Genomic DNA, 14,365 nt, shown 5'->3' with positions numbered 1-14,365 from the left:
AGTCTATTTAACCAAAAAGTAAACGGGGATTTTTCAAATTTGTGAGTAATATCACAGAAAAAAATAAGGGATAATGAAAAGATATTTTGAGCGAATGAAAAAATCCCCTTATTAGGAAATAAGGGGGATTTTTAAAATTAAAGATGTTGATTAATGAAGGCGGCTAATTGACCTTTTGGCAATGCCCCCACTTGTGTACCAACCACTTCACCATTTTTGATAAGAAGTAACGTTGGAATACTACGCACGCCATATTGTGCGGCGACTGCTTGGTTTTCATCTACGTTGATTTTCACGATTTTTGCTTTGCCTTCAAATGCCGGCGCAAGCTCATCCAATAATGGTGCAACCATTTTGCAAGGCCCACACCAAGGCGCCCAAAAATCAACCAATACAGGCATATCCGAACGTAAAACATCTACTTCAAATGTTGCATCAGTGGTATGTAATACTTGACTCATTTTAATTTCCTCTGTTTGTGAATGATGCCCCTATATTAGGGTATTTTGCTAAATTGCAAGTGCGGTCAGAATAACACGCGTTTTTTAAAAGTATAGTTATTGATTTAATTGTTTAAAACTAAGAGGGTAAAACTATGTTTTTGCAAGGTTTTCCGGATTTTAGTTCATAAATATTGGAAAGTGTTACATCGGCAATACTGGTTAAGGCTTCTTCCGTTAAGAAGGCTTGATGACCGGTCAACAACACGTTATGACAAGAAGAAAGACGGCGGAATACATCATCTTGAATCACTTCGTTTGATTTATCTTCAAAGAATAAATCACGTTCATTTTCATATACGTCCATTCCCAATGCACCGATTTTACGTTGTTTCAAGGCATCAATCGCCGCCGGAGTATCAATTAATGTGCCGCGACTGGTGTTAATGATCATTACGCCGTCTTTCATTTTAGCGAAGACTTCACGATTAAGCAGGTGATAATTTTCCGGTGTCGCCGGGCAGTGGAGCGTAATCACGTGCGATTTGGCATAAAGTTCGTCAAGTTCGACATATTTTGCGCCAAGTTCTTCTGCCTGTGGATTTTTAAAGGGATCATAAGCAAGAATATGCATTCCAAATCCTTTCAAAATACGCATTACGGCAATACCGATTTTACCGGTGCCGATCACCCCTACGGTACGTTCGTGCATATTAAAACCGATTAATCCTTCTAAGGAGAAATTCGCTTCACGGGTGCGTTGATAGGCACGATGAATACGGCGGTTTAAAGTCATCATTAAGCCAACAGTATGTTCTGCCACGGCCTCCGGTGAATAAGCCGGTACGCGTACCACTTGAATACCAAGATCTTGTGCGGCTTTAAGATCCACATTATTGAAGCCGGCACAACGCAACGCGACAACTTTTACACCAAGTGCGGCTAATTTTTCCAACACTTTTCGGCTGCCGTCATCATTCACGAAAATGCATACCACTTCACAGTGTTCTGCTAATCGGGCGGTGCTTTCATTCAGCATAAAATCAAAAAATTCAAGATCAAAACCATATTTTGCATTAATCAATTCAAAATATTTATGGTCATAACTTTTTGTGCTGTAAACTGCAATTTTCATATTATCTCCGAGATTTATTTTAAATAAGAAAAGGCTTGTAATAAGTCGGCTTTAATATCTTCCACATCTTCAATACCCACCGAAAAACGCAATAAAGTGTTGGTGATACCACGCGCCACACGTTCGGACTCCGGAATATCCATATGGGTTTGCGTTGCGGGATAAGTAATAAAACTTTCCGTTCCACCGAGACTTTCTGCAAAAGTAATGAGTTTGATGGATTTTAGGAAAGTATTCACCCACGCTTCATTTTTTAATCGGAAGGAAAGCATTCCCCCTTTATTTGGATAAAGCACGGAATCTACCTGTGGTTGTTCTTTGAGAAATTCTGCAATGGCTTGGGCATTTTCTTGATGGCGTTTCATACGCAAAGAAAGGGTTTTCATTCCACGAATGGTTAACCAAGAATCAAATGGAGAAAGCACTGCACCTGCACCATTTTGAATATAAGCGATACGATCACAAAGTTCTTGCCCTTTTGCCACAATTAATCCGACTAAGGCATCATTATGTCCCGCAATATATTTTGTACCGCTATGAATCACAATATCGGCACCTAAATCTAATGGGCGGGAAAGCACCGGCGTTAAGAAAGTGTTATCAACAATTAATGTTAAATGATGCTTTTTCGCTAATTTTGCGATTTCCTCCACATCACATTCTTCCATAAGAGGATTTGAGGGGGTTTCAATAAACAATGCTTTGGTATTTGGGGTGATAGCCGCTTCAATATCCGTGATTAATGCCGTATTGACGTAAACCGGTTTCACACCGTTGTTATTCTTATAAGAAAAATCAAGAAGGCGATAAGTACCACCATAGACATCACTTGATACAATCCATTCATCTGGTGCGCTAAAAAGTGTCATTAATACCTGAATTGCCGCCATACCGGAGGAAAAGGCAAAACCACGATCGCCATTTTCTAATTGCGCAATGGTTTCTTCCAGTATGGTACGGGTTGGATTTTTCGTGCGGGTATAATCAAAACCGGTACTTTCGCCAATGCCATAATGACCATAAGCGGTGGAAAGAAAAATAGGGGTTGAAACTGCGCCGGTGCGTTCATCACTGCGGTTGCCGACTTGGGCGAGTAAGGTATCAATTGTATATTGTTGTGTTGCCATAATATCCTCGAAAAAATAATGAAAAAAGTGACCGCACTTTTTATTTAAAAACGATCGGCATTTTGGCATAAAGCCCAAAGTGATAAAAGGAAGAAATGAAAAAATAGACACAAATTTCATTTTTTCATCACCTATTGTCAATAATTTAAACGAAATGCAGTTTTTTTAAACGGTTAAGATTTTTTTTCTAATTTGCGATTGACAGACTTTCAAATTTCCGTAAAATGCGCGCCACTAACAACGAATGCGGGAATAGCTCAGTTGGTAGAGCACGACCTTGCCAAGGTCGGGGTCGCGAGTTCGAGCCTCGTTTCCCGCTCCAATACGGCGTGTTAGCAAAGCGGTTATGCACTGGATTGCAAATCCATGTAGCTCGGTTCGACTCCGGGACACGCCTCCATAATACGTTGTAAGTTAGTCTAGTTGCCCGAGTGGTGGAATCGGTAGACACAAGGGATTTAAAATCCCTCGCCTTTCGAGGCGTGCCAGTTCAAGTCTGGCTTCGGGCACCATTTTATAGAATGTAAATTTTATAAAAAACTCCTTCAAAATCCTATACTTGGGTCGTTAGCTCAGTCGGTAGAGCAGCGGACTTTTAATCCGTTGGTCGAAGGTTCGAATCCTTCACGACCCACCAAGTCTTTATTTCCAAGCTCAATTCAATGATAAAACCCTGTATTTTCTGTTGGGAATTTAGCTATGTGCTAAAGCTAAAACTACGAATACGGTTAGTATTACTGTGTTTTGCTCTTATCATTAACCGTTCTCAGTGAAAGAATTACTTTTCAGATATAGACTTGAAGAAGGCTCTAGTTTACGTAGTTCTCTGATAGCGTTTTTAATCGTAGATTGTGCATTTACTTTAGCCTGTTTCAAAGGGATTCTTTTTTCCTGTTTCTAATTCAGTACGACCTTCAAGTTAATTTTATGAGCTAAAAACTCGCTATTATGTAGCAGTTGCACAAACTTAAATTCTAGAGACACAATGCTGACATCCGCCATACAACCTTTTAAAATCGTTTAATTTTTACGGATGCCAGCGTGGCATCCCTACATTTTCTTTAAATTGTGCATTTGCTACATAATGCCGCAAAAACTACTCATATCCACTCTCTTTGAATATCGTATTTTTCCCCCAAAGATGTAATAAGGTGACCTTTCCCAAGAGAAAGGTCTTATTTGAAAAGGTTAAAAGGGTTAAATGTATTTAGTTATTTTTTTATGTAGTACATAAAAGGAAGCTAAGGGAAATGAAAATATTGCTGTACGAGTTTACTTTGACTTTGTTTTGTATAAATATTAACAAAGATTATAGTATGTTTTATAATCAAATTCATAAATTCAATCACTTAGTTTAAAGTATGAAAACAGTATTTAATAAACTCTATACCGTTACATTATTTTCGATCGTACCACTATTTGCTTTTGCTAATAAACCGGAAAATTTCTCCCGTTTAAACCAAATGGATGCACTTCAGCAGCAACGCCAACAACAAAATCAGCAAGCGCAAGAGAAAATCTTGCAATCTCAGGCTGATGTTCGTTTAGAGACGACAAATTATAAAGGATTGACCTTATCTGATAAAGGAACGCCTTGTTACCCGATTCATTATATCACGTTGGTTGATTATTCAGCTAAACACTCCTCTTCTGAAAGCCAATTCCAATGGGCATTAAATCAAGCTTATAACGATTTAAAACTAACCCTCCCGCATTGTTTTGGCGGAGAGGGAATAGGCATTTTGATGAAACAAATTCAAAATCGAATTATTGAAAAGGGGTACGTTACTACACGTGTTGTGACGCAAGAGCAAGATCTGAAAAGTGGCTCTTTAGTGTTAACGATTATTCCCGGTAAAGTAGGAAATACCATCGTTGAGGACAGTGGCAATGTTCCACGTTTTAGCCGTTTACATGCTTTAACTGGATTCACCTTTTCAAAAGGTGATCTTTTGAATGTAAGAGATATGGAACAGTCGCTTGAAAATCTTAAACGGGTGCCAACAGTAGAAGCGAACATTGAGTTATTGCCAAGTAAGAGCGATATTGGTGTGAGTGACATTAAAATTAGTTATCAACAAGCATTGCCTTTTCGAGTTAATTTAAGTTTGGATGATTCTGGTTCGAAATCAACGGGGCAATATCAAGCAAGTGGAACATTATCTCTTGATAATATGTTTTCTGCTAATGATCTTTTTTATACCTCTTTTACACGTAGTTTAAAAACTCATAATGATGAAAAAGGTAGCCGTGCCAGTAAAAATTTAACCTTTTATTATTCTATCCCTTTCGGCTATTGGACGTTATCTGCGTCACAAACTTATAACCGTTATCGGCAAGAAGTTTTTGGTGCTTTCAATAATAACTATCTCTATTCGGGGAAAAGCAATACCACAAAGGCAACGCTATCTTATTTAGTGTATCGAGATAGTAAACGTAAAACATCCGCTTTCGGTAGTTTTTGGTCGCGTCAGTCTAGTAACTATGTAGATGGTTCAGAGATTCAGGTGCAAAAACGTCGTATGGCGGGCTGGGAGGCTGGACTTTCTCATAAAGAATATATTGGTGATGCTGTTCTTGAATTATCCGCTAGCTATAAACGGGGAACCGGTGCAAGAGGGGCATTGTCAGCGCCGGAAGAACTTTGGGGAGAAGGAACTTCTCGCCCGGAAATTATTTTTGCTTCCGTTAATTTTACTCAACCGTTTATGTTGGGTAAACAATATTGGCAATATCAAACCGCTTGGAGTGCACAATGGAATAAAACCCCTTTAATTGCTCAAGATCGCTTTAGTATTGGCGGGCGTTATACGGTAAGAGGCTTTGACGGTGAACTTACGCTTGCCGGTGAACGAGGCTGGTTATGGCGTAATGAACTTGCTTGGAATGTGAATGGTAAAGGGCAGCAACTTTATTTTGCTTTTGACGGAGGACGAGTTATGGGATGGTCAACCCAATCTCAATTAGGTCATCATCTTATTGGTAGTGCGATAGGGCTAAAAGGGGGATGGCGAGGTTTTTATTATGATGTTTTTGTCGGAAAACCAATCAGTAAACCAACAGGTTTTAAAACATCAAATACTGTTGCCGGTTTTAATGTCGGCTATAGCTTCTAATTAAACGTATTATTAAAAATTAAAGGATAGTTAAAATGAATAAAAATTGTTTCCGTGTCATTTTTAGTAAAACTTTACAATGTTTGGTTGTTACATCGGAATTAGCGAAAACAGAAGGAAAATCAACCGAGAGAGCTTCATCCAGTTTTCCTCAGTTGTTTGCGAAAATTCAACCACTTACTTTCAGTCTTTTCTGTGCGCTAGGATTTGTTTCATTTTCTAGCGCGGTATCTGCTAATTTGATTATCCAAGCAGATAAATCCGCCCCTAAAACTCAACAACCCATCGTGCTACAAACGGCAAACGGTTTGCCACAAGTAAATATTCAAACACCTAATGAGCAAGGGTTATCTCATAATAAATACAGTAAGTTTGATGTTGATACCAAAGGGGCAATATTAAACAACAGCCGAACACAGGTTCAAACACAGCAGGGGGGATGGGTGCAAGGTAACCCTTATCTTGCCCGAGGCGAAGCAAAAGTCATTTTAAATGAAGTGAATTCATCCGATCCTTCTGTGCTTAAAGGTTATGTTGAAGTAGCAGGTAAAAAAGCTGATGTAATTATTGCGAACCCGTCAGGTATTCATTGTGAAGGTTGTGGAGTCATTAATTCAGATCGTACTACGTTCACGACAGGTAAGCCTCAAATTCAACATGGTAATCTTGAAAGCTTTGTTGTGGAAAAAGGCAAAGTCAGTGTATCCGGTAAAGGCTTAGATAACAGTCGTGTAGATTATACGGAGATTATTGCCCAAGAAACCCAAATCAATGCGGGTGTTTGGTCGAAAAAAGAAATGAAGGTTGTTACCGGTAAAAATACGGTTAAGCGTACGGCTAAACCGGAAGATTTGCAAATTACTCATACAAACCAAGCGACAGCTCAAGACGCTAAGCCACAAGTTGCGATTGATGTGGGGCAATTAGGGGGAATGTATGCAGGAAAGATCCATTTAATTGGTACTGAACAAGGTGTCGGTGTACACAATGCAGGGCATATCGGTGCGAATGCTGAAACGCTCAAGATTGATAGCCAAGGTCGAATTGTAAATAGCGGTACGTTAAATGCGAATAAATCAATTCAACTCACCGGCACAAACGGTATTGAAAACACAGGCAAGATTGAAAACCGCCAACATGATATTCGCCTTTCAAGCGGTGCTGATATTAAACAGGACGGTTCAGTTATTGCTCGTAGCGGAAACATACAAAAACAGGCAAAACACGCCATTCGGCAACAAGGCGAAACGGTGGCGAAAGGTTCAATTCGCTATGAGGCGGCAACGGTAAATACGGCGCAATCCGCCCTGATTGCCGCCGGTATGCAAACCCACACGCAGGAAGAAAATGAAACCCGAACCCTTGAAACCTCGTCGGCACAAGGCAAAACCATTCAAATTCAAGCCGGCGGCAATGCGACCTTACAAGGTAAGCACTTTGCGTCTGGGCAATTAAATATTAATGCTACGGAAGTCAATTTAGACCACAGCCGCAATCAAGCCTATGACATTCACGTTCAAGCACGGCAGGGTGATATCCAGGCAAATGAAGCATGGTTGACGGCGCAACAAAATCTTATTTTAGATACGCCGACAACGCTTTCTACGCCGAATGGTCATTTGACAGCAAATAAAATTCGGACAAAACAGACCGCACTTAACAATGCCAATGGCGTTTGGGTGCAAACCGGTGCAGAGGATTTTAAATTGTCCGCTCAATCCATTAATAATTCGGGTGGAGCATTTTCAACACAAGGACATTTCCTTATTGATACGCAACGGGTGGATAATACAAAAGGTAAATTAATTGCCGGCGGAAAACTGGAAGTTGATACCCATCAGGGGCAATTTCTTTCTTCATCGGGATTATTATTTGCCAACCAAACCCTTTCTCTTTATACCGGGCAAGTAGATAACCAACAAGGTAGAATTCAAGGCGAGCAAGGTGTCCGCGTTGAAACATACAATCATTCATTTAACAACCAAGCAGGTAAATTATTCATACGCGGTGATTTAACCCTTAACAGTGCGGCATTATCTAATACACAGGGGAATATTCAAGCCGACGGACAGCTCAATATTGAAACTGCCGGAAGTGAGCTCAATAATGATAAAGGCATTGTATCAAGCGGTACAGCATTAACGCTGAACAGCGGTAATCTAACCAATCATCAAGGTATCATTCGTGCACAACAGGCAACCATTCAAGCGGCTTCGCTAAGTCAAAGTGAAGGGGTAATCAAAGCCGATAACACCCTGACAGTATCGACGGCAAAGGATTTAACCAGCCAAGAGAACAGTTTAATTGAGGGAGGTAAGGTTGATTTAACGATAGGCGGTTCGTTTATCAATCACAAACAAAGTGATGTGGTGGCTAACAGGCTAATCAATATCACTGCTGCTGAGCTGGATAACCAACAAGGTCAAATCGTCAGTCGTGGCGATTTGATGATGAAAGTGCAGCGTGGCGGAATCCGTAACGAACAGGGAAAAATCAGTGTAGGGGGGAATACCTCAATTTCCGCTCAAGACTTCCTTAATACGCAAGGATTGGTTCAAAGCCAAGGTGCGATTCATTTGGCGCTACAAGGCAATCTTGATAATCATCAAACCCATCCGACATCCGCTACACCGCTTGGCATTATTAGCTTGGTTAATTTATCCGTTCGGGCTGAACAATTAGATAACCGATTGGGATATATTGCGGCAGGTGGAAATCAGATCCTGAATGTTCGCGGGTTGGATAATCGACAAGGTGTAGTAACTGCTAAAGCCACCCAGCAAATTAAAGCAGCAACAACCATTGATAATAGTCAAGGGCGACTAAGCGGCGGCGATAGTCAGCTGGCTGTGACGGAAACGATCAATCGCAAAGGACAAATTTTAGCGACCGATCAGCTTCATTTAACGACGACGCAAGGTATTGATAATCAGCAAGGTGAGATAAAAGCGAGTAATGCGGTTACGCTATTTGCTGACCGTCTTGATAATCAAAACGGTATGATTGCAGCGACACAAGGCAATGCAACGCTTAAGATTACGCAGGCATTACAAAACCTTAATGGTACGATCAATATAAAAACATCTCTCAATTTGACCGCACTTGGTGTGAATAATGCTCAAGGTCGAATCACGACGGAGCAAGGCGCAATTCAATTTAACGCACTAGGAGAGGCATTTGATAACCGTAACGGCAAATTGCTCAGTGGCGGTTTGCTTGCATTATCCGCCGGAGATATTGATAACCGAGCCGGATTTATCCAGGCAACAGGCAATGCAAATATCACGGCGACCGGTCTGACCAACTCTCGTGTTGGCGCATTGGGGTCAGCGGTAATTTCTCATCAACATTTACGCCTCAATGTGCCTAATATCGATAATCAAGCCACGAAAGCGCAACAAGATAATCTGACACAGGGTATTATTGCCCGAGAGTTGATAGTAGGCGGTCGTCAGCTCAATAACCAAGAGGGCGGCATTTATAGCCTAAGTCGGGCGGATTTTCGTCTTGATTTGCAATTAAACAATCATCAAGGCGAAATACTGAGCTGGGGCGATTTGCATATTAACGGCTCGCTGAATAGTTTGGATGTGAATAATACGCAAGGTATTTTACAGGCAAATAATAAATTGAATTTAACCGCTCGTGCTTTTAGCGAAGACGGACATATTGAAGCGGGACATATTGATATTAATGTTCAATCGGATGTGAATACCAAACGAGATATCAATGCTTATCATAGCTTGAAATTAACGACTGCCGGACAGTTAGTCAATCAGCACCGTTTATCAGCGAATGATCGTCTTCAACTTCAAGCGGGTAAAATAACCAATCATCAAAGTGGAAGAATCAGTGCGGCACAAACCCAAGTGGTTTCCGCTTCAACATTACATAACGAAGGCTTGATTAATAGTTTTAATGAAACGGAAAACGCCACTACGCTGATTCGAGCTAAACAAATCGATAATATTGGCACGGGGCGGATTTACGGCGATTATGTTGCGTTACAAGCTGATAGCGTATTAAACAAAGATCAACGGGGTAACGACGGTAAGGTTTATGCAGCGACGATTGCAGCGAGGAAGCAATTAGATATAGGGGCGCAGCGTATTACCAACTTAACCGAAAATTATGATGCGAACAGAAAAAGTGGTGCGCTCATTTATAGTGAGGGTGGTATCTTCTTTGGTAATCGTTTAGACGAAAATAACTATGCCGTCGGTCAAGCCTTGAGTTTGAAAAACTTCAGTAGCATTATTGAGGCAGGAAAAGGAATTGGACTAAATATCAAAGATGTGGCTAACACGAATATCCATTACCAATCCGCTATTCAAGAAACCTCAAATGTTTCGGTATCCAAATCCTATATTCTGCCGGATTATTTAGCAACAGGTGACTCACCTTACAATAACGGCAAATTACCTTATATTGATACCAAAGGTTTAAGACGAGTTAATTTTAGCCGGGCGTGGAAATATGTGCGAAGCTACGATCCAAGCCGTTTACAGGTTATTACTGACAGTAGCCAATTAACGAAAGATCAACTGCTTGCCATACCGAATACGGCGGATTGCGACAAGGGCGAATGTCGGATTATGCCGGAAAGTGTTTACGGCAAGGATAATCCGATTTGGCAATATTTTAATTTAACTGCACCGGCGGAAGAGATGCCGACAATTACGCCGGCAATGGCGGAAGCGATAAGTCGTCAGAAACAAGAGGGCGTGAGTAGATTGACGCCGTCGAATTTAAGCGAAGAAGAAATCAATGCGTTAGACGAGCAGCAAGATGCACAAGCGGATCATGCGCCGATTGTGCCTGCAAAACCGGTTGAGCCGAAAAGAGAGAATTACCCAGGTTTCTTCGCATATAAACAGGCAAAAAACAAATATAAACGAGAGTTAGCTGCTTATAACAAAGCCGTGCAAGATAAAGCGGATTATGAAACCTTATTACCGTTAATCGGTTGGATGGCGAAATACGGCGATAATTTAAAAGCACTCAGCGATGCGATAGATAAACACAACAGTCCGTTATTGGGCGAAGAGTTTTACCGTTTTTGGGAGCTTTTTGTCAATCGTGAACGTGTGGAAGAAAACATTACAACCGCCTCATTACCGGCGCAGATTTTAGCCGGAGAAAATATTACCTACCAAAGCGACCGTTTTCTCAACGATAAAAGCTGGGTCATTAGTGGACGGGATATTCGCAATGCGGGCAGCGGTACGTTAAAAAATTTGGATGATGAAGACGCCATTACACGCAATATTGAAGAAGGATGGCGGGATTACACTTATACCAGATGGCGCGGCGGTTTTCGTCGTTATCATCAGCGCAAACACACTCAAGGCGGTGCATTGAAACGGGTTGATGAACAACACAAAGATATGGGCATTTTTGTTCAGCTTGAGAACACACAGCCGGCGACTTATCAACATTATCAAAGCGGCAAATCCCGTAATGAGATTGCTCAGGTGCAAAATGGGGTCAATAGCACGGATATTGGCAAACTGAATGTCTCGTCATTGACCAATGTTGAGCGTGATCAGAACAAAGTTAACTTTGACAATAACACGAACCAAACCAAACTGTCGGTCACAGAATTAGCCTTGGAGCGGATTCCGACTATTGATAAGGATAAAGGGATTGAAGTACGTAGTATTCCGGTTGATACCCGCCTGCCAACACAAAGCCTATACCGCATAAACCCGAATGCGGACAGCCACGTGCTTATCGAAACCGACCCGAATTTTGCCCAATACAAAAAATGGCTGAGTTCGGATTATATGTATAAAGCGCTGCGTCACGACCACGAAAATGTACATAAACGCTTAGGCGACGGTTACTATGAGCAACGTTTGGTTCGAGAGCAAATCAATTTACTGACAGGCAGACAATATTTAGGCGGCTATCAAGATTTTGAAAGCCAATATAAAGGTTTAATGGATGCAGGTATTACCTTTGCGAAATCGTTTCATCTGACACCGGGTGTGAAATTATCAGCGGCTCAAGTGGCGGCATTAACCACGGATATTGTGTGGCTGGAAAAAGAACAAGTCAGACTGGATGATGGCAGTCAAACAGAAGTGTTAGTACCTAAAGTGTATGCGGTAGTCAAAAAAGGGGATGTCGCCGGCAACGGCACCTTACTGTCTGCTCATGATATTCAACTTAAAACCCAAGAGTTGGTCAATCAAGGCACGGTTGCCGGACGGCGGTTAGTGATGTTAGACAGCCAATCAGTTCATAATAGCGGCAAAGTCTCAGGCGGAACGGTTGCAGCGCAAGTGTCGGGCGATATGCACAATATTGGAGGCGTGTTTGAGGCAGATGAAGCATTATTATTAAACGTCAAAGGTAATTTAGCGCATCAAAGCACGAGCAAAACCACCGAAGTCAATCTTAACGACTATCAACGTAGTCAAACCCATCTTGACCGCCAAGCGTTGTTACACGTTAAAGGCGAAAACGGCACGCTTGCCGTGAGTGCCAATCGGATTAACCTGTTAGGGGCGGGGATAATCAATGAGGGCAAAGGCGAGACTCAAGTGAGCGCAAAAACTGACCTCAATTTGACCGCACTTTCGGTGGGATTTGATGAAAAAATGGGTAGTGGCAACCATTATCGTAACGAACGCAAAGACGATGTAGAAATCAGCCGGATTAAAGGGGGCGGTAATGTCCACTTATCTGCAGAGAATCTTTATTCTCAAGGAGCTGAGCTTGAGGCAACACGGCGATTAACAGCGTTGGTGCAGAATAATGCTCTATTGGATGGAGCAAAGCGACATAGTTACGTCGAATCTTATGAAAAAACCGGTAGACGAAAAAAACGCCGTGAAGAATACAATGAAAGAGAGTGGTTTAAACATAAAATGACTGACCTAACAGGGCAAGATATTGTACTTAATGTTGGAAATCAGTTATCAAGCCAAGGGGCGCAGATTCAAGCAAATCAATCAGTCTTGTTATCGGCAAAAGATATTCATTTGGATAGTGTGACGGAGGAAAATTATTCCAAACATTGGAGCAAAAGCGTTAAAAAAAGTTGGCACGGTAAGAAACAAAGTGAACAATATCAAGAACATAATACGAGAATACAACAAGGCAGTACGATTTCAGGGGAAAATATTACCTTAGCTAGTAGGGGGGATATTACTGCGAAAGCCGTGAATATTATTGCAGATAAAGAGATTAATCTGATGGCTGAGCAGAATATTGATATTGGTGCGGATACCAATTACTTCAAAGACGTTTCGATATCGAAAAAGAAAAAATCGGGAATTTTCTCAGGCGGAGGAATAGGTATTACCTTTGGCTCAAAATCGGAGAAACACCGCTCTGAAGTGGAAGGTTGGACGCAATCGGATGCACGCAGTACTTTGGGTTCAATGAGTGGCAATATTCAAATCCAAGCAGGCAAGCAGACCAACGTGATGGGCACAGACCTTATCACCCCACGGACTAACCGCATTGACATATCGGGTGCGGGAGTGAAGGTAGAAGCAGGGAAAGATATCATCAACACGAGTGAGCGTCATGAGTATAAACAATCAGGTTTAACACTTGCGTTAAGTACTCCAGTGACGGATATGGCACAAGCAGCTTATAACAGCGTAAAACGTAGCCAACAGGTGGCGAATCCTAAACTGAAAGCCCTTTATGCAATGAAAGCGGCGGAAGAGGGGGTGATGGCTGCTCAAAATGTAGGTAAAGTGTCGGAAACGTTGGATGCGTTACGGGCAGGCGAAATGCAAGGAACGGGTACGACTTCCAGTCCGAGTGTGAAAATCAGCATCAGCTATGGTAATCAAAAACAAACGCAGAGCAGTGAAAGCCAAAGCATTCATCACCAAAAATCAACCTTTAGCACTGGTGTGTTAAATGTGAATGCCCGAGATGAAAAACTCCGTTTTGAAGGTGTGGATGCCAATGCCAAAGTGATGGCACTTTCAGGTAAGCAAGGGATTGACATCAAAGGCGTGAAAGACGAGGAGCACCAACGGACGAAAAGTCAATCGGCAGGTGGTAGTGTTGGTGTGTTTGTGGGTATGAACGGCAACAGCTACGGCATAGGGATAGAAGGTTCGGTGAATGTCTCGAAAGGCAAATCCAACTCGGACAGTGAGCGTTGGCAAAACAGCCGTCTTCAAGCGGATAAACTCATCACAAACAGTGAAGTAGGCGGCTTAACACTTGATGCGGCAAACATCAAAGCAAAGGGTTGGGAGGCCGATTTACAAAATCTTACTCTCACTAGCCGTCAAGATACGGAGCAATACGACTCGAAACAAGTGAGTGCCGGCGCGAGTGGCTCGATAACTTATGGTTCGGGCGGCGGTGCTTCGATGAATGCGGCGTATAGCAAAGCGAAAGTGGATTATGCTCAAGTGAACGAACAAACGGGTATTCAAGTGGGTGGGGATGGCATGGATGCGACGATTCATAACCATACTCAGCTTAACGGTGCGATTATCGAAAGTGAGGCAACACAAGAGAAAAACCGCTTTAAGACAAACTCAATCAGTCATACCGATATAGAAAATC

Annotated in this window: 5 protein-coding genes and 4 tRNA genes; 6 read left to right on the top strand and 3 right to left on the bottom strand. The window is 41.9% G+C overall.

Features of this window, described 5'->3' with window-relative positions; all coding sequences use genetic code 11:
• Nucleotides 1–137 precede the first annotated feature (137 nt).
• From trxA to BKL49_RS01785, 3 genes are all read right to left on the bottom strand, one after another.
• The gene (trxA, locus tag BKL49_RS01795) at nucleotides 138–461 is read right to left on the bottom strand and encodes a thioredoxin TrxA (RefSeq protein ID WP_077422924.1); all 324 of its coding nucleotides are present in this window, start codon (nucleotides 459–461) and stop codon (nucleotides 138–140) included.
• Nucleotides 462–579: 118 nt separating this feature from the next.
• Entirely contained in the window at nucleotides 580–1,575 is a 996-nt protein-coding gene (locus BKL49_RS01790; protein WP_077422923.1) for a 2-hydroxyacid dehydrogenase, read from the bottom strand.
• A 14-nt stretch (nucleotides 1,576–1,589) separates the two neighbouring features.
• Nucleotides 1,590–2,702, bottom strand: coding sequence for a methionine biosynthesis PLP-dependent protein (locus BKL49_RS01785; protein ID WP_077423015.1), 1,113 nt, complete (start codon nucleotides 2,700–2,702; stop codon nucleotides 1,590–1,592).
• Nucleotides 2,703–2,948: 246 nt separating this feature from the next.
• Here BKL49_RS01785 and BKL49_RS01780 point away from each other — a divergent pair.
• The 6 genes from BKL49_RS01780 to BKL49_RS01755 all read left to right on the top strand — a co-directional run.
• Nucleotides 2,949–3,024: transfer RNA gene (locus tag BKL49_RS01780), tRNA-Gly, on the top strand.
• A gap of 4 nt (nucleotides 3,025–3,028) precedes the next feature.
• Nucleotides 3,029–3,102 (top strand) — tRNA-Cys (locus tag BKL49_RS01775).
• Nucleotides 3,103–3,127: 25 nt separating this feature from the next.
• Nucleotides 3,128–3,214: transfer RNA gene (locus BKL49_RS01770), tRNA-Leu, on the top strand.
• A 49-nt stretch (nucleotides 3,215–3,263) separates the two neighbouring features.
• Nucleotides 3,264–3,339: transfer RNA gene (locus tag BKL49_RS01765), tRNA-Lys, on the top strand.
• Nucleotides 3,340–4,063: 724 nt separating this feature from the next.
• On the top strand, nucleotides 4,064–5,818 hold the full coding sequence (locus BKL49_RS01760) for a ShlB/FhaC/HecB family hemolysin secretion/activation protein (RefSeq protein WP_077422922.1): 1,755 nt from the start codon (nucleotides 4,064–4,066) through the stop codon (nucleotides 5,816–5,818).
• Nucleotides 5,819–5,853: 35 nt separating this feature from the next.
• On the top strand, nucleotides 5,854–14,365 hold an 8,512-nt coding region (locus tag BKL49_RS01755), incomplete at its 3' end, for a two-partner secretion domain-containing protein (RefSeq protein ID WP_077422921.1).

The sequence above is a fragment of the Rodentibacter myodis genome (assembly GCF_001999305.1).
Taxonomy (GTDB): Bacteria; Pseudomonadota; Gammaproteobacteria; order Enterobacterales; family Pasteurellaceae; genus Rodentibacter; species Rodentibacter myodis.
Note: the sequence above shows the minus strand (reverse complement) of the source record. Positions and strands in the feature narration are given on the sequence as shown.